This window comes from Exiguobacterium sp. LL15, assembly GCF_024436095.1.
GTDB lineage: Bacteria > Bacillota > Bacilli > Exiguobacteriales > Exiguobacteriaceae > Exiguobacterium_A > Exiguobacterium_A indicum.
Map to the genome: position 1 here is coordinate 1,033,325 of NZ_JANFNX010000001.1, position 21,309 is coordinate 1,054,633.

The window sequence follows — 21,309 nt, forward strand, 5'->3', positions numbered from 1 at the left end:
CGACATGTTATCGAAACGCGTACGACAATTGACACCATCTACGACGCTAGCCATCACAGCGAAAGCCAAGGCACTACGTGAAGAAGGTCAAGACATCATCGGTTTAGGTGCGGGAGAGCCCGACTTCAATACACCGGAATTCATCATCCAAGCAGCATTCGAGGCAGCAGAAGCGGGCGATACGAAGTATACGCCGTCTGGCGGAACGGTTGCCTTGAAAGATGCGATCATCGAAAAGACACGCCGTGACTTATGGATGCCATACGAACGCTCAGAAGTCATGGTCGCTTCAGGCGCAAAGCATGCACTATCAACGTTGTTCCAAGCGATTCTCGATCCAGGCGATGAAGTCATCGTCCCAGCACCATACTGGGTCAGTTATCCAGAGCAAATTAAACTCAGTGACGGCATACCGGTCATTTTAGAAACGGACGAATCGTCTCGCTTCAAAGTGACACGGGAATTGCTCGAGCAACACATTACCCCAAAAACGAAAGCACTCGTCTTGAACTCACCATCGAATCCGACAGGAATGGTCTATTCGAAAGAAGAGCTCGAGATGGTAGCAGATGTTGCGATCAAGCACGATCTACTCGTCATCAGTGACGAGATTTATGAAAAGTTGCTCTATAACGGTGCGACACATATTTCGATCGCGTCCTTGCCAGAGATGCGCGAACGGACGGTCATCATCAATGGTGTCTCGAAGTCCCATGCGATGACAGGCTGGCGGATCGGGTATGCAATCGGACCGAAAGAGATCATCTCAGCGATGACGAACTTAGCGAGCCATTCGACGTCGAACCCGACATCGATTGCGCAAGCAGCATCGGTTGCTGCGTATGCAGAAGGCGATGCACCGGTCGAAGCGATGCGTGTCATCTTTGAAGAACGACTTGAAAAAATCTATGCACGACTCATCGAGATCGAAGGATTAACGTGTCTGAAGCCGGAAGGGGCATTCTACTTGTTCCCACATGCAAAGCAAGCTGCCGAGATGTGTGGATTCGATAATGTCGATGACTGGTGTACAGCTGTTTTATCTGAAGCGAAGGTCGCCTTGATTCCAGGTTCAGGATTTGGTGCACCGGACTATGTCCGCCTATCTTACGCGACGGATCCGGCACGTGTCCTAGAGGCACTCGACCGGATTGAAGGATTCATCACGGCACATACAGCCGTTTAATAGAGAGAGGATGTTGACTGTTGAAAGCAATGATTCGGGATGTAAACAAATATGTAGGAGAAGAAGTGACGATCGGGTGTTGGTTAGCAAACAAACGCTCAAGCGGTAAGATCGCCTTCCTCCAACTTCGGGATGGCTCTGGATTCATGCAGGGTGTCGTCGTCAAAGAAACAGTCGGCGAAGACTTATTCAAACAAGCAAAAGGCTTAACGCAGGAATCATCACTATGGGTGACAGGTGTCATCAAATCAGATGGCGGTCGGACAGCGATCGGTCATGAAATGGAAATTTCAAAAATCGAAGTCATCCATGAAGCAATCGATTATCCGATCACACCAAAAGCACACGGAACGGACTTCTTAATGGATAACCGTCACCTCTGGTTGCGTTCAAAGCGCCAGCATGCGGTCATGGTCGTTCGAAACGAATTGATTCGTGCGACGTACGAATTCTTTAACCAAGAAGGATTCATCAAAGTGGATCCGCCAATCTTGACAGGTAGCGCACCAGAAGGAACAACAGAATTGTTCCATACGAAATATTTCGATGAAGATGCGTATCTTTCACAATCGGGTCAGCTTTACATGGAAGCGGCAGCAATGGCACTTGGAAAGGTCTTCTCGTTCGGTCCAACGTTCCGTGCTGAAAAATCAAAAACACGTCGTCACTTGATCGAATTCTGGATGATGGAGCCTGAGATGGCATTCCACGATCACGAGATGAACCTCGAAGTCCAAGAAAACTATGTTTCGCACCTTGTGCAATCAGCACTGAAAAACTGTCGTGCAGAACTTGAGTTGCTTGGACGTGACTTGACGGTCCTTGAAAACATTAAAGCACCGTTCCCGCGCGTCAAGTACACGGAAGCAATCGATATGCTCAAGGAGCAAGGATTCGATGATATCGAATTCGGCGATGACTTTGGTGCACCACACGAGACAGCAATCGCAAACAGCTTCGCACGTCCTGTCTTCATCACGCATTGGCCAAAAGCAATCAAACCGTTCTACATGAAAGAAAATCCGGAAAACCCAGACTTCGTCTTGTGTGATGATTTGATTGCCCCTGAAGGATACGGGGAAATCGTCGGTGGTTCACAACGTGAAGAAGATCACGAAAAACTCCTCGCTGAGATGAAGAAACATGGTCTTGACGAGACAGGTGCTTATAAATGGTATCTCGAAACACGCCAATACGGTTCTGTTCCACACAGTGGCTTCGGTCTTGGTTTAGAGCGGACAGTCGCTTGGATCACAGGTGTCGAGCACGTTCGGGAAACAATTCCGTTCCCACGTTTGCTAAACCGCCTCTATCCATAAGCAGTAAGGAAAAACATCGACCCATCGTCTCGACGGGTCGATTTCTTGTTTAGACTAGAGAATCGAGGAAATACGATGAATCATAATTTAGTGCAATTATTCGAGGAAGGGACGGTCGTCTTACCGAAACGATTGTTCACCGAGGCAAAACGGTTAGGCATCAGTTTTGTCGAGTTCACATTGATTGGTCAACTGTTTGCTTGCCGGGCAGAAGGTATGGAGATGCCGTCACCGGAAGAGTTAAGTAATCGACTTGGACTATCCGAGACGGAAACAATCGAGACGACACTCGGTTTATTACAAAAAGGATTATTGGCAATGGAGAACGTCAATGGGTCTGAACGTTATTCGCTTGTTCCGCTTTACGAAAAGCTGATGGCACCACCGGAACAGGAAGCACCGAACTTTGATACGATCAACCCGTCCGTCTTCCAGCAATTCGAACGGGAACTCGGGATGATGTCACCGTTTCAGATGGAGCAGATCATTCAGTGGTTGACGATCGAGAACATTTCGGAAGAGCTAGTGCTTGCCGCACTTCGAGAAGCAGTCTATCATAATGTCCGCAAAATGACCTATATCAATCAAATTCTGCGGACATGGGAACGTGAAGGGATCAAGACGCTTGAGGATCTCGCAGGGCGGGGAGGTTAAGGAGATGTTACGAAAGGCAGAAATCGATCGGATTGAAGCAACGTTAGAAGAGATGTTTCCGGATGCATTTTGTGAGTTGATTCATCGCAACCCGTTTGAGCTGGTCGTAGCGGTTGCACTCAGTGCACAAGCGACCGACGTACTTGTCAATCAGGTGACGCCTGGGTTGTTCGCAGCGTATCCGGATCCTGCTTCGCTTGCTGCGGCACCCGTTGAGGAAATCGAGGATAAAATCAAACGACTGGGATTGTACCGAAATAAAGCCAAAAACATCAAAGCGCTTGCGGCACAACTCCTTGCGCAACACGACGGAGAAGTCCCGACGGAACGCGCCGGGCTCGAAGCCTTACCTGGCGTTGGACGCAAGACGGCGAACGTCGTCTTGTCTGTCGCTTTCGATGTACCGGCATTTGCGGTTGATACGCATGTCGAACGTGTTTCGAAGCGCCTCGGGATCTGTCGCTGGAAGGATAATGTCACGCAGGTTGAAGCGACACTGATGCGTCGCTTCAAACGGGAGCGTTGGTCAAAGCTTCATCACCAATTCATCTTCTTTGGACGTTATCACTGCAAGGCACAACGTCCGAACTGTGAAGCGTGCCCGTTACTCGACATGTGTCGAGAGGGGAAAAAGCGGACAAAAGGACTAGCTACACCATAAAAAAAGTGGATCCGATACCGGATCCACTTTTTTTGCATATCATCCATTCCAAGGAGTATCGGACCATTCACGACGCTTTTTCGTGATCGGTACTTTTTTGAATCCCCAGTTTCGGAAATCTTGGTCCGGACTATCACGGCGAATGTAAATCTTATCTTTGATGGCTTTAAAAATCCGGTTTTCGTCCCCATAATGGACAAACCGGGGTTTTACCTCGATGACACCACGACGAACGCGAGATAAAGGTAAGCAGACCAAGTCGGCAATCTCAAGACCAGATTGGTAGAGGTCGCTGTCTTTTTCAGCAAAGATGAAGCCTTTGATTTTTTGACGACTTTTTTCGACGTCGAGATGGACCGTTCCCGAATTGAAGATATCGAAGAACGCCTTTTGAATGAGCAAGTTTTGATAATCATCACGGCTTTCAAGAACAACACGCGCACTCGTTGCTTCTGTCTCATCGAGGAAGGAATAAAACGACTTCATCAAATGAGCGAAGGCAACGACATACGGATCCTTCGGTGTCGAGAAGAAGTCTTGTAGCTTCTGTTTATCGACTTCGACGCTGACGATCGTACAATCAATATCAACTAAAAATTCCGGCAAGGCGATCCAGAAATGTCGTAACATATCGATCGTGATGCCATCTTCTTTACCGTACGGATGCTCCGCTTTTAAAATCTCCTTCAAATGAAGCGGAATATGTGGATCTTCAAAAACTTTTGCCTTAAAATCCATCAAACGTTGACGAAGCGGACTTGGTTCACCGGTCTCATCCGAATCGATGGCATATTTATATTCCATCAAGACACCCGTTAAGTTGAATTGTGTATTCCCTTTCGGTGTCCCAGTTTCATCGACGAACATGATGTATTTCTTCGGGGCAGGGGTTGAATTCTTAGGAAATCCTTTGACGTCAACGCCTTTGACGTTCGATTGTACCCGTTTGTTCAAATGAATCTCCTCCAATTGCACAATAATTACACAGTCTTTTCGAAAGAAATGCTCTTGATGCCACTTTACACGCTAGGCGGCTGAAAAGCTATAGCCTGATAAGTGAAACCGTAGAAACATTCTCTCGTATGATTAGGTGTTCGACTTAAGGAAGATAATTCCTGTTTTTTAATCGTTATTCTTCACCATTCATCAAGCGATCGATATAACGAACGGATTTAATCGTTTCATTGAAGCGTTTCAGACTCGTTTTTGGCTGAAATGCTTGAACGGAAATTTGCTTTAGTTGATCCACGGCGCTTTCGACCATGCTAGGTCGTAAGTAAGGACTATCCTGGGCATTCGTTTGCCACTGTGCAATCAGTTGATCCGCTCGTTCAACGAACGGTACGACGTCACGATTGAAGTCATATTCGGTTCCGGCACGTCCTTCTTGATAAATACGTTCAATCTCTTGTAATAACGGTTCAATTGTCATTGGTTTTTAACTACTCCTCTCGGCCGATACGGTACAATCACATATCATGGTACAATAAACGCGATAGGAGGGGAATCGTTTTGAATTACCCGAACGGGAAAAAATTTCAAAAGCCACTCGAGTCGCATGGAACCCGAATCAAGAAGGCGCGATCAACCGATTCGACCTTTTCGAATCGAGGGATGACGCTCGAAAAATTATTGAATGAAAGTAATACGTTTTACTTGACCCATAATCGGGCAATCATTCACAAGAAACCCACTCCGTTACAAATCGTCCAAGTCGATTATCCAAAACGGTCGGCAGCGGTCGTCAAGGAAGCCTATTTCAAGCAACCGTCGACGACGGACTATAACGGTGTTTATCGCGGAAAATATATTGATTTCGAAGCGAAGGAGACGACGAATAAAACATCCTTCCCGATAAAAAATTTTCACCCCCATCAAATCGCACACATGCGCCAATGTGTCGAACATGGAGGAATTTGTTTTGTCATCATTCGTTTCAGTCTGTATAATGTGCAATATGTGCTTTCAGTCGAGCACGTGTTCCCCTGGTGGGATCAGCTAGAAAGCGGACGAAAATCTATTCCGCTGACGGTCATTGAACGAGACGGTATCAAAGTCGAGACTGGCGCGTACCCTGCCATCGATTATTTAAAGGCAGTGGACGAACTATATTTCAATTCAGACACTTTTTGATTGAAGGAGAAGGATAGCATATGGAAAGAAGTCGTGTCGCACGTCGTGAAGAGACGAAGTCATCTGAGAAAAAGATGAAACGGACGAAACGTCCCCAAAAGAAAAAGTCAGGTGGAGGTTCCGGTGGGAAAGGTCCACTTTGGAAAAAGTTATTACTGATTGCTACCGGTCTATTCATCTTAATGATGCTGATTGGTGGCGGTTTTGCAGCATATGCCGTAGCTACTGCTCCTGAGCTGGATGAAGCAGAATTACGTGATGCTTTGCCGCTAAAAATTTACGCAAGTAATAAGAAGGAAATTACGAAAGGTGGAACGAGTCGGGAATACGTCTCGATTGATGAAGTCCCTGAAGTCGTCAAGGACGCATTCATTTCGATTGAGGACCGTCGTTTCTATCAGCACAATGGAATCGATTTCCGTCGTCTTGGCGGAGCCATCATCGCGAACGTGACGGACGGATTTGGTTCTGAAGGGGCTTCGACAATCACGCAACAGGTCGTCAAACAGTCGTTCCTGACTTTTGATAAGACGATTACACGGAAAGTCCAAGAGCAATGGCTCGCGATTCGTTTAGAACAGGACTATACAAAAGATCAAATTTTAGAGATGTACTTGAACAAAAACTACTATGGTCAAAATTCATTTGGCATCCAAACCGCTTCAAAAGCATACTTCAATAAGCCTGTAAATAAATTGAATTATGCGGAAGCCGCGATGCTCGCAGGACTCCCACAGCGTCCGACGGCATACGATCCAATTAAAGGAGATCCGAAGTTAACGAAATGGCGTCAGACGCAAGTACTCAATGCGATGCAGACGACAGGCGTCATTACAGAAGCACAACGGGATAAAGCAGTGAAGCAGCCAATCTCAAAATTGATCAATCCGGCACCGAAGTCAACAAAGGATGAATCTTACGATAGTGTCATCTTCGATATGGTATCAAAAGAGTTAGAAGATGATTTTGGCTTGGAAGGAAAAGACATCTATGGTCAAGGTTTAAAAATCTATACATCGATCGATAAACCGATGCACGATTATATGAACGAAGCCATCAAAAAAGACCAAATCGTTAAAATGCCTGAATATGCAGAGACAGCTGCTTCGGCAGTGAATACACAAACGGGTGAGATTTTAGCTGTCGTAGACGGAAAAAATCCGGGTAAGGGAACAGCGAGACGAAACTACGCAAATGAACCGCACCAACCGGGATCGTCCGCAAAACCATTCTTCGCGTATGGTCCAGCGATCGAGAACGATAAATGGTCGACTGCGAAGCAATTGACGGATAAACCAACAGAAGTCAATGGAAAAGAGATTGGTAACTATTATGATGGATACCGTGGCACGAATACGATACGCCACTGGTTAAAAATTTCAGCGAACACACCGGCCATCCAAACGTATCAAGAAATCGGTGGTGACCCAGTTCAAGCATTCGCTGAAAAATCAGGTTTGAAATTAGAAGACGATGAGTCGATTTCACCAGCTTATGCGATTGGTGGGATGAAGCATGGTTTCAATACGACTCAAATGGCTGGGGCTTATGCGACACTCGGAAACGGTGGCGATTATATCAAACCGCACCTGATCAAATCGATTGAATACAGTGATGGATCAAAAATCAAATCACCAGTCAAATCGAAAAAAGCAATGGAAGACTACACGGCGTATATGTTGACGGACATGTTGCGTGATGTCTTGAAACCAGGCGGTACGTTCCCAAGCGCTGGATTATCGTTTGACGCAGCTGGAAAAACTGGGACGACGAATGCTTACAAAGATGTCTGGTTTGCTGGATACACATCAGACGTTTCAATCAGTGTATGGACAGGAACTACGAAGTCCGGCAATAACAATGGTGCAGGGCTCAGTGGTCCGTATAACAGTACGATGGCGCAACAAATCTGGAAAGATTTCATCACGAAGACACGTGATCGTACGCCGGCACCATTTGAACAACCTAGTTCTGTCCTCAGTATCGGAAACGAATTGTACGTGAAAGGGACGAAGGAACCTGTCGTTGAAAAAAAGACGGTACCCGCTCCGACTGGATTACAAGCATCTTACGATGAAGACACAAAGAGCGGTGAACTGACTTGGAACTATAATGATGCTGCGCTTCGTGCCAATGGGTATGACGATGTCTCGTTTGAAGTGACAATGACGGATGCTGATGGTCAATCATCGACAGTCGGAACGAGCTCGACGAATCGAATTGCGATCAGTGGATTGAAGCCAGGTCGCTCGACATTCCAAGTCGTCGCGAAGGCTTCTGGAGAAAAATCAGGTCCGGTTTCGACGACAGTAACGGTCACGGATCCTGAAGCAGAAGAACCGACAACGGACGAACCGACAACGGACGAACCGACAACGGACGAACCGACGACGGACGAACCGACGACGGATGAACCGACGACGGATGAACCGACGACGGATGAGCCGACGACGGATGAACCATCAACGGACGAGCCGACGACGGACGAACCGACGACGGATGAACCGACGACAGATGAACCATCAACGGACGAGCCGACGACGGATGAACCGTCATCGAATGATGGGGCGAATGCTCAAAATAACTCAAATGTACCAGCGGAACGAAACAACAATCCGAACAATCCGAATAACAGTGGAGACGACTCTGAAGATTAATAAAGGAGCGTCACTTGTAAAGTAGACAAGGCCAAAGACGAGTAGTTCGTTCTTTGGTCTTGCCTCTTTTTTTGTATAATGAGAAGTGGAAGGAAGTGAAGGCATGCAAGCGAAACAAACGCTCGTTGCATTTCTCGAAGAATTGAAACAGGACCGCTCGTTCATGGAGCGGATTACGTATATGAAAACGATGGAAGCGACAGCTGGGCGTTATGTCGATTTTCCAGAACGACTCCCGGAGCGTTTACGACAAGCCCTTCGCACACGTGGGATCACACAATTGTATCGTCACCAAGGGTTAGCGTTTGAACGTGTACAAGCGGGAGAATCGACGGTCATCGTCACACCGACTGCCTCCGGAAAGACCTATTGTTTTAACTTACCGGTCCTATCGCACCTGCTCGAGCATCCGAACGCGCGGGCATTATATCTCTATCCGACAAAGGCCCTCGCACAGGATCAAAATAGTGAATTACTTGAACTGATCGATCAATTAGAGGCGCCGATCCGATGTTTTACCTATGACGGAGATACATCACCGACGATTCGAACAAAAGTACGAAAAGCTGGTAATATCGTCATCACGAATCCGGATATGCTACATTCCGGCATCCTACCACACCATACGAAATGGATCGAACTGTTCGAGAACTTGAAGTATATCGTCATCGATGAGCTTCACACCTATCGTGGCGTGTTTGGTAGTCATGTCGCCAATGTTATTCGTCGCTTACGACGGATTTGTCGGTATTATGGTAGTGATCCCGTCTTCATCATGACGAGTGCGACGATTGCCAATCCCAAGGAACTGGCAGAACGTCTGACGGAAAAAACAGTCGGTTTGATTGATGACAACGGTGCGCCAACAGGACGTAAACATTTTCTTGTCTATCAACCACCGATCGTCAACGCACAACTCGGCATTCGACGTTCTGCGACGCTTGAGACGAAACAACTGGCGATGCGTTTCATCAAGAAAAAGTTCCAAACGATCGTCTTTGCACGGTCACGCGTTCGCGTTGAAGTCTTACTGACGTATCTAAGAAGCATCTATCCGCATGAGCTCGGTCCGCGATCGATCGAAGGGTACCGGGGCGGTTATTTGCCGAGTGAGCGTCGCGATATCGAACGACGGTTACGTCAAGGAGAGATCACCGGTATCGTCTCGACGAACGCTCTCGAACTTGGTGTCGACATCGGTCAACTGCAAGTCTGTATCATGAATGGTTATCCGGGAACAATTGCTTCGCTTTGGCAACAAGCAGGACGAGCGGGGCGCCGTCAAGATGATGCGTTAATCATTCTTGTCGCTTCTTCCGGTATGCTCGATCAATATGTCGCAGAACGACCAGAGTTATTCTTGAATCAATCCCCGGAAGCAGCCCGACTCGATCCAGATAATCTGATCATTGCCGTCGATCACGTCAAATGTGCAGCGTTTGAACTGCCTTTTACGAAAGGAGAATCATTTGGAACGCTCGAGACGGAAGATATCCTCGAATACTTAGTCGAAGAGCGTGTCCTGCACGAACGGGGCGATCGATTTTATTGGATGAACGATGCGTTTCCGGCTCATGGAATATCACTTCGGTCGAGTGATCAAGAGAACGTCATCATCGTCGATCAGACCGAGGTACCGAATCGAGTCATCGGTGAAATGGATACGTTTAGTGCGATGACATTGTTACATGACGAGGCCATTTATCTTCACGGAGCTGATCAATACCAAGTTGAGCATTTGGATTTCGAAGAGAAAAAAGCATTCGTCCGTGCCGTGGACGTTGATTATTATACGGATGCTAATTTTTCAGTCGACCTTTCCGTGCTCGAAGAAGATGAACAGTATGCAGAGGGAGAATATAGTGTTGCGCGCGGTGATGTCAGCGTCCGCGGAATGGCGACGATGTTTAAGAAGATTAAGTTCGGTACGCATGAGAACATCGGCTCTGGTCCAATTCACTTACCGGAACGAGAAATTCATACGACAGGTGTCTGGTTCACGTTACCCGATCACGCACGCTCTTCGACAGAGCTCGAACAAGTGCTAGAAGGAGTCGCGAATAGTCTCAGACGTGTCGCACCGCTTTATTTGATGTGTGATGCCAGTGATGTCTTCGTCGTGCCACAAGTCAAGGCGACACACACGCAACAGCCAACTGTTTATCTATATGATCGTTACCCTGGAGGTGTCGGTCTCGCGGAGTCGATTTATAAGCAACGCGCTGTCATGTTGCGTGCCGCCCGTGATTCGATCGTCACATGCCCGTGTCAGGACGGTTGTCCTGCCTGTATCGGTATGGTTGGCGTAGCAGACGAGAAAGAACGAACGATTCAGTTGTTGGCAGAAATGGAGAAGGAACTATCATGAAAAATCGTCTTAGACGTATGCTGAAATCTACATCAGACGCCGCACCGGAGGATCAAGTGTCTTCCGCTCCTGAAGTGGAGACGCTGAAAACACCAATCGGGTGGACTGACGAACAGCAAGCCTGGATTGATCGTGGGGCCGATATCTTGACGTTCGAAGAAGAGTGGATTGTCAGGATCGACAAGCGATATGCATTAACAGATCGGCATGGAGACCGAAGCTTTGCTGAAGTGTATGAGTCCTTACAACTTCCTCATCCACCGCTTGCACTAGATGTTCCACTTGAGCAAGTCATTTTCTTTGATACGGAGACGACAGGATTACGAGGAACTGGAACGACGATCTTTTTACTCGGGTTTGCGCGCTTTGAGCAGGGCGGATTGCTGATGCGACAATATTTCTTACCGCATCCGCACTTTGAAGCTGCCTTTTACCATCACTTCCTGCACGATATCGGAGATGATGTCCGCTTTGTGACCTATAACGGGAAAAGTTTTGATTGGCCGCAAATCAAGACACGTCATGTCTTCGTTCGGGAACGTGTTCCGCGTTTGCCGAAAGTCGGTCATCTCGATTTACTTCATGTCGCGCGACGAATCTTTAAAGGAATGTATGATTCCTATCGATTGACAGCGATGGAAGAGCGAATCGGATTTGAACGGGAAGGGGATTTACCTGGATTTTTGGCGCCGATGCATTACTTTCAGTACGTCGAACACCAGCATCCGGATATCATGACAGGGGTCTTGCAACATCATCTGGATGATTGTCTGACGCTTGTCGGACTCTATGATGCGTGCAACCGACTCGTCACACATCGAGCGGAGGCGCCTTCCCCAATTCAAGAAAACATCGCGATTTGGCTGGCAGATCTCGGAATTCATGAAGGATCACACGCTCATTTTCAGCAAGTCAAAGAACTATCAGCAGAAGGATGGTTGCGCCAAGGATATTTGCATAAAAAAATGAAGAACCATGAACAAGCTCGAGAGTGTTTCTTGAAGAGCGACAGTTATTTAGGGTATGTTGAGCTTGCGAAGTGGGCAGAGCACATTGCAAAAGATCCAGTGCTTGCTTATGATTATACGGAACGAGCACGACAACACGTCGAGCGACATCATTGGTTGATTACGAAAAAAGAACGAATCTTAGCAGAGCTGGATCATCGAGGACGTCGGTTGAAAAGGAAGTGTGACGCGTGAAAGTTGTCGCCATCACAGGATACAAACCCAATGAACTAGGTATCTTTGATCAAAAACACCCTGGGATCCGGGTCTTAAAGGCAGCATATCGAGAGCGGATGATTCGCTTAATTGAGGATCGAGGCACAGAGTGGTTTATCACGAATGCCTCACCGGGTTGCGAAATCTGGGCATGCGAGGTCATACTTGATTTAAAGGAAGAGTATCCCCATGTTCGTCTCGGTATTCTTTTGCCGTTCTTGGAACAGGAAGCACGCTGGAAAGAGCCAGTTCAAGCGCAGTACCTTTCCATTCTTGAACAAGCGGACTTCGTCGAAGCAATCAGTCAGAAACCGTATACGGATCCATCGCAGTTACGCAATAAAACCGAGTTCATGATTCAAAAAAGCCAAGGATTATTATCGGTATTTGATGAAGAACATGGAGGATCGGCGAAATTTTTAGTAGAGCGTGCTAGAATAGAAATGGAACAATCCGATTATCAGTTGTTTTTAATTACACAAGATGATTTATCTTGGCTCGAACAAGAATTACAATACAATGATCAGTGGGAGTGAAGAGGATGTATAAGCCATTGTTGACAGCGGACGATATTTACAAAAAGGAATTCAAAACCGGCCTCCGTGGCTATGTCATCGAAGATGTCGATGGATATTTGGATCAAATCATTAAAGATTATGAAGGATTCGAACGTGAGATCGAACGTCTGAAGAAAGAGAACGAGGCGTTAAAACAAGCACCAGCACAACCGGTAAGACGTGAAGAACGCCGCGTCGAACAAGCGGAACCACAAGTATCAAGTTCATCGAACTATGATATGTTACGTCGTATTTCGAATCTAGAGAAGGCCGTTTTCGGACGTCCGCACCAAGATTGACGCATCAAAAAAGACATTTCTGTCAGATCAGAAGTGTCTTTTTTATTTCCTTCTTTTTGAAAGAATCGTCATCTGAACGAAAACGGTGTTAAGATAACTAATAATACATACTACAAAGGATGATGAACCATGTTACAAGTCATGACTGCTTCTGTTCCTCAACCACCGCGCCGTCGTTTTTTTGCAAGTAAACAAGTGAATACGACGACGAGTGAAACGGATGCACTCTGTAATGAAATCCGTCATGTTTGTCGTTTTGATTGGATGTTGTTTGATCGGATTCGTCTTTCTGACACGATAGTCATTCCTTTTGCGCTGATCGGACCAAAAGGATTGTTCCTCGTGTTACAAAACGATGCGGTCGTAGAATGGATGACGGAGGAATCTTGCCATGTCATGGATGCTGAGCATGGAAGAAAAGTGTTTGCACCTCATCCCATCCATCAGTCGAAACAAATCGTTCAAGCGGTTCGAAAAACGCTAAAAGAACAAGGGATCATCATTCCGATTCATGGCATTACACTTTTTCCGAATGCACCACAGATGCGGACGGAACGAATTAAATTCCCGACGGGGCACAGCTTTAAAGATGTGCGGGCGTTCATCGTCTCAAAGAAATCCTCCCCTGTTCAAGAGCAAGAACGAAAACAAGTTGCGTTTTATCTCGCGCAGCAACAGGAATGAACAAAGGCAGTGAAGCGCTCGCTTCACTGCCTTTTCGTTTGAATTCATCGTCTTGGTCGAGACGCAAGAATGTCTTCAGCTTGATCCAAGTCTTCTTTCAAGACATACACCGCTACGCGATCATCCAAGTCTTTACTGAAACGTCGGAATAAAAACGAAGTCTTGACGCCGCGTTCGACTCGAATCTCTAAGTCAGCTGCTTCGAGTCGCGCAGCGTCCTTTAATAAATCTTCTCCTTTTTCACCAAATGCTTCCCCGATCAGTGACCATCGAAGGTTTTCCTTCGTTCGTCTGCTGACGATGACGAGAAATGCAATGACTAAAAGAATGATTAAAACCGTTCGAACTAGCTGTATATCCATCTTTGCCTTCACCTCACCTACTATCATACCGAGTTAACGCGCATAAAGTAAACGTTCAACATAGCGGGCGAACGATTTACTTTTCAAACCTTGTTGGCGATACGCGATATAACCGTCAGGGCGAATTAAATATAATCCAGATTGCTTGATGCCAAAGCGTCGTGCCAGTTCACCACCTTGATCGACGACACCATCCTCTTTAAGGGATTGATGGATCGGTACTGTCTCAAATAGATCGGGATAGGTATAGGCGAGTTCCTTGAATGGCTCAAGAAGATCATCGGTTGCATTTTTTGGTAAGAACAGTAGTAATAAGAAATTCCGATCGGCACGACGTAACAATAGTTCGTTCTTTTTCGTCCGCGGGTGAACGACTTCACTGTAAGGCATCGGTTCACCTGGTTTTGGTGTCAATGGACTAAAGTGTCCTTGTGTGACGAAGGTCGAACTCGCTGGGTAGTGGCTGTTGAGCTGTGCAATCCGGTTCGTCACGAAATGATGTAAGGGTGCGATCTTGAGACTATTTCGAATGACTTTTTCCTGCAAGGGCAATAAAAAAGGGATATTGATTTGCAAGAGTTCCGTCGCAAGATTGGTTGATCGTAAAATACCTTGTGCTGCTTCTCGGCGTTCGACGCTGTAAGAATCAAGTAACGGAAAACTCGCCTTGAACTGATGAACACACCATAGTTTCCAAGCGAGGTTCATCGCATCAGCAATTCCGGTATTCATTCCTTGACCACCGACGGGTGAATTGATGTGTGCTGCATCCCCGATCAAATAAATCCGGTGGTGTCCGAATTTCTCGATAATCCGGTTATGGACGCGAAACATGGAATACCAATGGACTTTTTTGAGCTCAAACGGTACTTTTGCTCGATTTTGTAAAAAATCGTCAATCGCTTTATGGTCGGTCGGAACAGGTCCGCTCGTTAGATTGCCGGTAATCCGGAACAAGTTCGACTGGAGAGGGAACGACTCGATAACGCCATGATCAGAGAAAAAGATATGAACCTCCTCAGAAGAGAGCGGCCAGTCGACCTCGATGTCAGCCAGTGCCCACGATTCTTTAAACGACTTCCCGCTGAACGGAAGCCCGAGCTCACGACGGACGAAACTGTTTGCACCATCTGCTCCGATGATGAAGGAAGCGTCGACCGTCTCTGTTTCTCCTTTATGTTGTAAGGATGCTGTAACGAATGTTGGAAATTGAGCAAACCCTGTTAATTCTGTTTCGCGCTCGACTACGTGTCCATATTTGGCGAGTTGCGCTTCGAGAATCCGTTCCGTCTCACTTTGAGGCAACAGCGTGACGAACGGAAAAGGTGTATTCAAATCCGTAAAATCAAGTTTTGCCTGCCATGCACCATTGACATAGAGGTTTCCTTGATTGATTTTGATTGCATTCTCCATCAAGTCTTCTGCAACACCAAGCCTTGCGAACAACTCCAGAGAACGCGCTTGAATCCCGATCGCTTTTGAGACGACAGATGGTCCGCTTGCACGTTCGACGATGCGAAAGGATAATCCATAGCGTGAGAGTGCGAGTGCGAGTGTTAAACCGGTTGGTCCGGCACCGATAATGAGGACATCTAATTTTTTATTCACGGATAACCCCCCTTAATTTACATCTTAGCCAAAACTCGTTACCATTAAACTATTGATGACACGCTTGACGTGTGAAAGGATGAAACTTGTGAACGAACAACTTTTTACGACAGAACGATTGATTGCGAATTTTAAAGAATATATCCGTCAGAATGAGGCACATCTGACGAAACGACATGCGTTAAACGCCTATTACAAGACGGTAGCAGGATCGATTTTATCGGACCGGATTGCTAAGAATGCGGATCTCATCGTCCGTATGCGCCATCTGGAAGAGGCGTACCAACACGTTGCACAAGAAGGGCGATGAAACAGGTGAACTTAGCCGATATCCGAAAGCATTACGTAGATTCTGAAGAACGTTTACCTCGTCATGCGGCAGCTGTACTCGTTCCATTAGTCGAGCAAGATGGCGAAGTCTATTTGTTATTTCAAGTGAGAGCTAAGACACTACGTTCGCAACCAGGTGAAATCGCTTTTCCAGGTGGTCGGATCGATGGTGGTGAATTACCGAAAGCAGCAGCTGTCCGTGAAACGGTCGAAGAATTAAATGTCAGTGCTTCTGAGATTGAAGTGATTGGAACGCTTGAACCACTCGTGACACCGAACCGGTCGATCATTTACCCGTATCTTGGTATTCTTCATGCGACGGACTTTAATCCTTCGCCGGCCGAAGTCGATCATGTGTTTCTCGTGTCATTAACGGAATTGATGACTTCGAAGCCGATTAAAGGAGATATGGAGTGGCGGATCCGCCCCGGTAAGGAAGTGCCAACCGAACGCATGGCGAATCGAGAAGCCTATCTGGATCGTACGTATACAGTCACGGAGCACTTTTATGAGCACGGGGATTATCTGATTTGGGGATTAACCGCTAAAATCTTGCGTCAGTTCTTAGCTCAATTGACGCGTGACTAGCTTTTTCGGTCGTTATTTTATATGATTAACTGTAATTGAACGTGTCAGGAGATGAGTCAAATGGAAGAAACAGAAGAGTTATTCGATTATATCGTTGGCGATATGGTAAAAACGAAAGAAGGCTGGGTAGCGGAAGTAACGGCAGTATTGACAAATACGGTCGTTGGTGATGTATCCCACACGAAAAACTTTGAGGCACTTGGATTAGAGTTTGAAAAACAAGTCTTATTAAAGTCAGAGATTGAATTGTTAGAACGTAAAACAAAGTAACACATGAAAGCACACCACATGTTGGTGTGTTTTTTTATGTTCATCCAGCGAACTGAATAATAATGAAATCCTACATTCTTTTGATTTTTGAAGAATTGGACAAAATGACTGAAAACATCGAAAAGATACATTTATTACAAAAGAGTAACAAAGATTAATTCGTAACAGAACGGTTACAAAATATAAAAACGTTGATATACAACGATTGAGAGCGTTTTTTGTAAGCGTGTAACCATTTCGTTACTTTTTAACAGATATATTTCAATTCATGGTGTTCGCTTTTCAAACTATTTGTCACCGTGATACGTTGTGCGGGTCGTAAAACGGCGAGAAAGGTTGGCATCAACATGAAACGAACATCATTCCTTTTATCCCTTTGTTTAGCGGGATTCATATTTATTCTTTTGCCGCATCATGAAGCGTCGGCAGCACAAATCGGGATCGGTACGGAGAAAACGATTGTACAAAATCCATTAGAGATGAAGCGTCAAGCTGCTCAAGAGAAGCGTGAACAAGCAGAGGCGAAAAAACAAGCGCGTCTAAAAGCCTTGGCTAAGCAAAAAGCAGACGCAGAGCAAAAAGCAAAAGCAGCACAAGAAGCCAAAAAGGAAACACGACAGGTAAAGAAACAAAGTCGAACACAAGCAAACGCTAACCGTTCCACAAAGCGTACGGAAACGTTTGAGACGACAGCATATACGACGAATCCAGAAAACAATGGAAGCCGTTTGTATAATGGTCGTGCCTTAACAGCATCGGGTTATGACGTCACGAATACGATTACATACGAAGGACGTCGCATCGTTGCTGTCGATCCATCGGTCGTACCGCTTGGAACTAAGGTACATGTAGAAGGTTTCGGCGACGCAATTGCGCTCGATACAGGTGGTGCGATTCGCGGGAAAATCATGGATCTTCTTGTCGGTTCAAAACAAGAAGCTTTAGAATGGGGTCGCCGTCAAGTCACGGTGACGTTCGAATAAGAGCAGTATACGGTTAGGCGATGGATAGTTTCCATCGTCTTTTTTGTTTTGAGGAAGGATAAAAGAACGATCTGTTCGATGTTGGATTTAGAAAACAGGGGAAAGAGTGGACGGAATAGGTTTTAGAATGTCCAAGAAAGGGGAATTTTACAAAGATAATAAACCGGGAAACGAGGGATGGTTCGTGATTGAATTCAAGGATGTCGGCAAAACGTATGCAGACGGAACAAAGGCAGTGCAACACGTGAATTTTACGGTTGAACAAGGCGAGATTTTTTGTTTGATCGGTCCTTCAGGATGCGGTAAAACAACGACGATGAAAATGGTTAATCGATTGATTGATCATACTGAAGGACAAATTTGGATCGATGGTGAACCGATCATGTCGATCAATGAACATGAACTCCGTCGGCGAATTGGCTATGTCTTACAACAGATTGCCCTCTTTCCACATATGACGATTGAGGAGAACGTCAGCGTCGTACCTGAGTTATTGAAGTGGAATAAGGAGAAAGTAGTACAACGGGTCGATGAATTATTTCGGTTGACTGGGTTAAACACCTCACTTAAGAAAAAATATCCAAGTGAACTCTCTGGTGGACAGCAACAACGTGTTGGGGTTATGCGGGCACTCGCAGCAGAACAAGACGTCATCTTGATGGACGAACCATTTTCTGCGCTTGATCCCATTTCACGGGAACAATTACAAAATGATTTGTTGCATCTAAACGAAGAGCTTGGTAAAACAATCTTGTTCGTCACGCATGACATGAATGAAGCGTTGAAACTAGGGAGTCGCATCTGTCTGATGAACGCTGGAGAGATTGCTTTCATCGGTACGAAGGACGAGGTACTAGCAAGTAACGATCCGTTCGTTCAAGAATTCATGCGTCAAGTCAGGGGGAGTGTCGAATGAATGGATTGATCGAAACGTATCAAGACCGGAAGACTGAATTGCTTCAAGCGTTGATCGAACATATCCAATTATCTGTCATCTCCTTGCTCATTGCCTGTGTGATCGCTATTCCACTTGGGATTTACTTATCACGTAACAAGCGTCTGAGCGAGTGGTCGATTGGTGTGACCTCAGTCATCCAAACGATTCCATCACTCGCATTACTTGGTTTGATGATACCGCTTGTCGGGATCGGTACAGTACCGTCGATCATTGCACTTGTCTTGTATTCTTTATTACCGATCGTTCGAAACACTTATACAGGGCTTGCCGAAGTTGATCCTTCGATTAAGGAAGCGGCACGCGCATGTGGGATGACTCCGATGCAGAGCCTTTGGAAAGTCGAGCTCCCACTAGCTTTACCTGTTATGATGGCCGGGATTCGGACCGCGATGGTACTGATCATTGGTACGGCGACGATTGCCGCCCTGATCGGTGCTGGAGGATTAGGCTCGATCATTCTTCTCGGGATTGACCGTAATGATAACTATCTATTATTGCTCGGTGCGATTCCAGCAGCACTGCTCGCGCTTTTATTTGACGGCTTATTACGTCAAACGGAAGTAGCGACTCGTAAACGACAAACAGCACGTCTCGTAACGGCAGTCGTCTTGATGGTTGCGATCGTCGTCGCACCTTTTGCTGTCGGTCGCAGTGAACGACCAGATCTCGTCGTCGCTGGAAAACTAGGTGTAGAACCGGAAATTTTAATGAACATGTATAAGATTGTCATTGAAGATGAAACGGATTTGACGGTACAAGTCAAACCGAACTTCGGGAAGACGACCTTCGTCTATAAGGCGCTCGAATCAGGTGATATCGATGCTTATCCAGAGTTTACAGGAACGGTGCTCGCTAGTTTGACGAATGAAAAACCGAAGTCGAATGATGCAAAAGAAGTGTATGAACAGGCAAAAGCCGGTCTTGAAAAACAAGATTTAGCCTTGCTACCACCGATGAACTATAACAATACCTATGCTGTAGCTGTTCCAAAGAAATTAGCAGACCGTTACGATTTGAAGACGATCTCTGATTTAAAACAGGTCGCGAATCAGTTGACGGCTGGATTCACGTTAGAATTTAAGGATCGACAGGATGGGTATAAAGGGATTCAAGATAAATATGATGTCAATTTCCAGAAAGTCGTCACGATGGAACCAAAATTGCGCTATAAAGCAATCGAGTCAGGTGAAATCGATGTCATTGATGCTTACTCGACAGATCCGGAGATTGCGAAATACGACATGGTCGTCTTAAAAGACGATCAGCAACTATTTCCTCCATATGAAGGAGCTCCTCTTCTGCGACAAGAGACGATCGAGGAGTATCCAGAAGTAAAACAAGCACTTGAGCAATTATCAGGTAAAATTTCAGATGAAGAGATGTCAAAAATGAATGAAGCTGTCGCATACGGCGGAAAGACGGCGAATGAGGTCGCTCATGATTACCTGAAGAAGGAAGGCGTCATTCAATGAAACTTTTACTGATCAGTAACCCGACAGCTGGGACGAACGGCACCGGATTACTTGGAGAAGTCATCGAACCATTAAGTACATTATTCGATGAAATCGTCATCAAGAATACGAAGCAAGCTGGAGATGCGATGCAATTTGCGGAAGATTCATCCGCATTTGATGCGGTCGTCGTCATCGGTGGAGATGGAACGGTGTTTGAGACAATCAACGGGGTCGCAAAACTGGATGATCGCCCGATACTCGGTATCATTCCTGGAGGGACCTGTAACGACTTCGCTCGAACGCTTGGTTTACCGATGGCTCCTCGGCTTGCTGCGGAAGCAATCGCGATGCAACACGTTGTTCAGGTCGATCTCGGACAAGTCGAAAATAGCTATTTCTTGAATTTCCTTGGTGTCGGTCTTGTCGCAGAGGCATCGATTGGCATCGATACAGAAGAAAAAGCACGCCTCGGGAAGATGGGATATTATCTATCGACGATTCGCTCAAGTCTAGAAGCACAACCCTTCGAATATGAACTGATTTTAGATGAAGGTCGTCACATGACCGGCGAAGCGGTTCTCATTCTGGCGGCAAACGGAGAATCACTCGGTGGAATCGAGACGAACTTATCAGATGGAGCCTATAATGACGGGAAACTTGATTTAGTGATCGTCGATGAAGTAAACTTGACAACCATTCGAGATGTGATCCTTCAAAAAATTGGTCTTGCTAATGATCCTTCCTTTACACATATCTTGACGAGTGGTTTTCAGCTGAAAACAAAAGATGCAAAAGTCATTGATACAGATGGTGAGAAAGCCATCCATACGCCGGTTACAGTTAAAGTGTTGCCGGAGTACCTGCGCATGTATGGAGGCACACAATAATAAATTACGAATGAAGAGAAGGTCGTCATAAAAAACGACCTTCTTTTTTATATTTCAGTACATATATGCGGTTATGCTTTGACGCTTTAAAGAAAATATTTGATAAAGGATGACTTTCACAGATTCTT

22 protein-coding genes are annotated in these 21,309 nt (G+C 46.0%); 18 read left to right on the top strand and 4 right to left on the bottom strand.

Annotation, left to right across the window (positions count from 1 at the left end; genetic code table 11):
• The first annotated feature begins 4 nt into the window (after positions 1 to 4).
• From NOM72_RS05090 to nth, 4 genes are all read left to right on the top strand, one after another.
• Positions 5 to 1,186 carry a pyridoxal phosphate-dependent aminotransferase gene (locus tag NOM72_RS05090; RefSeq protein ID WP_058264834.1) on the top strand — a complete coding sequence of 394 codons (1,182 nt, stop codon included), beginning with the start codon at positions 5 to 7 and terminating at the stop codon, positions 1,184 to 1,186.
• Positions 1,187 to 1,215: 29 nt separating this feature from the next.
• Positions 1,216 to 2,505, top strand: coding sequence for an asparagine--tRNA ligase (gene asnS, locus NOM72_RS05095; protein WP_255997997.1), 1,290 nt, complete (start codon positions 1,216 to 1,218; stop codon positions 2,503 to 2,505).
• Between the two features lie 75 nt (positions 2,506 to 2,580).
• Entirely contained in the window at positions 2,581 to 3,159 is a 579-nt protein-coding gene (locus NOM72_RS05100; protein ID WP_023468616.1) for a DnaD domain-containing protein, read from the top strand.
• 4 nt (positions 3,160 to 3,163) lie between these two features.
• Positions 3,164 to 3,820 (top strand): endonuclease III, encoded by a 657-nt coding sequence (gene nth, locus NOM72_RS05105; RefSeq protein WP_023468615.1) that lies wholly within the window; start codon positions 3,164 to 3,166, stop codon positions 3,818 to 3,820.
• A 39-nt stretch (positions 3,821 to 3,859) separates the two neighbouring features.
• On the opposite strand, the gene NOM72_RS05110 is transcribed toward nth, so the two are convergent.
• On the bottom strand, positions 3,860 to 4,774 hold the full coding sequence (locus NOM72_RS05110) for a DUF3800 domain-containing protein (protein ID WP_023468614.1): 915 nt from the start codon (positions 4,772 to 4,774) through the stop codon (positions 3,860 to 3,862).
• Between the two features lie 175 nt (positions 4,775 to 4,949).
• On the bottom strand, positions 4,950 to 5,252 hold the full coding sequence (locus tag NOM72_RS05115; RefSeq protein ID WP_023468613.1) for a DUF1798 family protein: 303 nt from the start codon (positions 5,250 to 5,252) through the stop codon (positions 4,950 to 4,952).
• A gap of 74 nt (positions 5,253 to 5,326) precedes the next feature.
• Between NOM72_RS05115 and recU the strand changes: the two genes are divergently transcribed.
• The 7 genes from recU (at position 5,327) to NOM72_RS05150 (ending at position 13,741) form a co-directional block, all read left to right on the top strand.
• Positions 5,327 to 5,953, top strand: a complete 627-nt coding sequence (recU, locus tag NOM72_RS05120) for a Holliday junction resolvase RecU (RefSeq protein ID WP_035396916.1) — start codon at positions 5,327 to 5,329, stop codon at positions 5,951 to 5,953.
• A 20-nt stretch (positions 5,954 to 5,973) separates the two neighbouring features.
• Positions 5,974 to 8,610: a PBP1A family penicillin-binding protein gene (locus NOM72_RS05125; RefSeq protein ID WP_052017100.1), complete on the top strand. Its 2,637-nt coding sequence runs from the start codon at positions 5,974 to 5,976 to the stop codon at positions 8,608 to 8,610.
• Positions 8,611 to 8,713: 103 nt separating this feature from the next.
• Positions 8,714 to 10,978, top strand: coding sequence for a DEAD/DEAH box helicase (locus tag NOM72_RS05130; protein ID WP_058264838.1), 2,265 nt, complete (start codon positions 8,714 to 8,716; stop codon positions 10,976 to 10,978).
• 17 nt (positions 10,979 to 10,995) lie between these two features.
• The gene (locus tag NOM72_RS05135; protein ID WP_255998000.1) at positions 10,996 to 12,180 is read left to right on the top strand and encodes a ribonuclease H-like domain-containing protein; all 1,185 of its coding nucleotides are present in this window, start codon (positions 10,996 to 10,998) and stop codon (positions 12,178 to 12,180) included.
• Positions 12,177 to 12,737, top strand: a complete 561-nt coding sequence (locus NOM72_RS05140) for an SLOG family protein (protein WP_255998002.1) — start codon at positions 12,177 to 12,179, stop codon at positions 12,735 to 12,737. Before NOM72_RS05135 ends, NOM72_RS05140 begins: the two co-directional genes overlap by 4 nt.
• Positions 12,738 to 12,742: 5 nt before the next feature.
• A complete protein-coding gene (gene gpsB, locus NOM72_RS05145) occupies positions 12,743 to 13,057 on the top strand; it encodes a cell division regulator GpsB (protein WP_050677422.1) in 315 nt (104 codons plus the stop codon).
• Positions 13,058 to 13,186: 129 nt separating this feature from the next.
• Positions 13,187 to 13,741: a nuclease-related domain-containing protein gene (locus NOM72_RS05150; RefSeq protein WP_255998004.1), complete on the top strand. Its 555-nt coding sequence runs from the start codon at positions 13,187 to 13,189 to the stop codon at positions 13,739 to 13,741.
• Between the two features lie 44 nt (positions 13,742 to 13,785).
• On the opposite strand, the gene NOM72_RS05155 is transcribed toward NOM72_RS05150, so the two are convergent.
• Together NOM72_RS05155 and NOM72_RS05160 are read right to left on the bottom strand one after the other, a co-directional pair.
• Entirely contained in the window at positions 13,786 to 14,103 is a 318-nt protein-coding gene (locus NOM72_RS05155) for a hypothetical protein (RefSeq protein WP_023468605.1), read from the bottom strand.
• A gap of 33 nt (positions 14,104 to 14,136) precedes the next feature.
• The gene (locus tag NOM72_RS05160; RefSeq protein ID WP_023468604.1) at positions 14,137 to 15,711 is read right to left on the bottom strand and encodes an FAD-dependent monooxygenase; all 1,575 of its coding nucleotides are present in this window, start codon (positions 15,709 to 15,711) and stop codon (positions 14,137 to 14,139) included.
• A gap of 79 nt (positions 15,712 to 15,790) precedes the next feature.
• Between NOM72_RS05160 and yvfG the strand changes: the two genes are divergently transcribed.
• The 7 genes from yvfG (at position 15,791) to NOM72_RS05195 (ending at position 21,181) form a co-directional block, all read left to right on the top strand.
• A complete protein-coding gene (yvfG, locus tag NOM72_RS05165; protein ID WP_217448908.1) occupies positions 15,791 to 16,021 on the top strand; it encodes a protein YvfG in 231 nt (76 codons plus the stop codon).
• On the top strand, positions 16,018 to 16,629 hold the full coding sequence (locus NOM72_RS05170) for an NUDIX hydrolase (RefSeq protein ID WP_023468602.1): 612 nt from the start codon (positions 16,018 to 16,020) through the stop codon (positions 16,627 to 16,629). Before yvfG ends, NOM72_RS05170 begins: the two co-directional genes overlap by 4 nt.
• Before the next feature lie 60 nt (positions 16,630 to 16,689).
• Positions 16,690 to 16,899 (top strand): hypothetical protein, encoded by a 210-nt coding sequence (locus NOM72_RS05175; RefSeq protein ID WP_023468601.1) that lies wholly within the window; start codon positions 16,690 to 16,692, stop codon positions 16,897 to 16,899.
• Positions 16,900 to 17,246: 347 nt separating this feature from the next.
• A complete protein-coding gene (locus NOM72_RS05180) occupies positions 17,247 to 17,882 on the top strand; it encodes a 3D domain-containing protein (RefSeq protein ID WP_023468600.1) in 636 nt (211 codons plus the stop codon).
• A 184-nt stretch (positions 17,883 to 18,066) separates the two neighbouring features.
• Entirely contained in the window at positions 18,067 to 18,798 is a 732-nt protein-coding gene (locus NOM72_RS05185; RefSeq protein WP_035396921.1) for an ABC transporter ATP-binding protein, read from the top strand.
• Entirely contained in the window at positions 18,795 to 20,312 is a 1,518-nt protein-coding gene (locus NOM72_RS05190) for an ABC transporter permease/substrate-binding protein (protein ID WP_255998008.1), read from the top strand. Before NOM72_RS05185 ends, NOM72_RS05190 begins: the two co-directional genes overlap by 4 nt.
• Positions 20,309 to 21,181 (top strand): diacylglycerol/lipid kinase family protein, encoded by an 873-nt coding sequence (locus NOM72_RS05195; RefSeq protein WP_035396868.1) that lies wholly within the window; start codon positions 20,309 to 20,311, stop codon positions 21,179 to 21,181. The genes NOM72_RS05190 and NOM72_RS05195 overlap by 4 nt, the downstream gene beginning before the upstream one ends.
• Positions 21,182 to 21,309 lie beyond the last annotated feature (128 nt).

Bases quoted from the DNA above. Each gene is read 5' to 3' on its own strand.
- NOM72_RS05090 (WP_058264834.1), top strand. From the start codon at position 5: ATGTTATCGAAACGCGTACGACAATTGACACCATCTACGACGCTAGCC.
- asnS (WP_255997997.1), top strand. From the start codon at position 1,216: ATGATTCGGGATGTAAACAAATATGTAGGAGAAGAAGTGACGATCGGG.
- NOM72_RS05100 (WP_023468616.1), top strand. From the start codon at position 2,581: ATGAATCATAATTTAGTGCAATTATTCGAGGAAGGGACGGTCGTCTTA.
- nth (WP_023468615.1), top strand. From the start codon at position 3,164: ATGTTACGAAAGGCAGAAATCGATCGGATTGAAGCAACGTTAGAAGAG.
- NOM72_RS05115 (WP_023468613.1), bottom strand. From the start codon at position 5,252: ATGACAATTGAACCGTTATTACAAGAGATTGAACGTATTTATCAAGAA.
- NOM72_RS05125 (WP_052017100.1), top strand. From the start codon at position 5,974: ATGGAAAGAAGTCGTGTCGCACGTCGTGAAGAGACGAAGTCATCTGAG.
- NOM72_RS05130 (WP_058264838.1), top strand. From the start codon at position 8,714: ATGCAAGCGAAACAAACGCTCGTTGCATTTCTCGAAGAATTGAAACAG.
- NOM72_RS05135 (WP_255998000.1), top strand. From the start codon at position 10,996: ATGCTGAAATCTACATCAGACGCCGCACCGGAGGATCAAGTGTCTTCC.
- gpsB (WP_050677422.1), top strand. From the start codon at position 12,743: ATGTATAAGCCATTGTTGACAGCGGACGATATTTACAAAAAGGAATTC.
- NOM72_RS05150 (WP_255998004.1), top strand. From the start codon at position 13,187: ATGTTACAAGTCATGACTGCTTCTGTTCCTCAACCACCGCGCCGTCGT.
- NOM72_RS05155 (WP_023468605.1), bottom strand. From the start codon at position 14,103: ATGGATATACAGCTAGTTCGAACGGTTTTAATCATTCTTTTAGTCATT.
- yvfG (WP_217448908.1), top strand. From the start codon at position 15,791: ATGAAACTTGTGAACGAACAACTTTTTACGACAGAACGATTGATTGCG.
- NOM72_RS05170 (WP_023468602.1), top strand. From the start codon at position 16,018: ATGAAACAGGTGAACTTAGCCGATATCCGAAAGCATTACGTAGATTCT.
- NOM72_RS05175 (WP_023468601.1), top strand. From the start codon at position 16,690: ATGGAAGAAACAGAAGAGTTATTCGATTATATCGTTGGCGATATGGTA.
- NOM72_RS05180 (WP_023468600.1), top strand. From the start codon at position 17,247: ATGAAACGAACATCATTCCTTTTATCCCTTTGTTTAGCGGGATTCATA.
- NOM72_RS05190 (WP_255998008.1), top strand. From the start codon at position 18,795: ATGAATGGATTGATCGAAACGTATCAAGACCGGAAGACTGAATTGCTT.
- NOM72_RS05195 (WP_035396868.1), top strand. From the start codon at position 20,309: ATGAAACTTTTACTGATCAGTAACCCGACAGCTGGGACGAACGGCACC.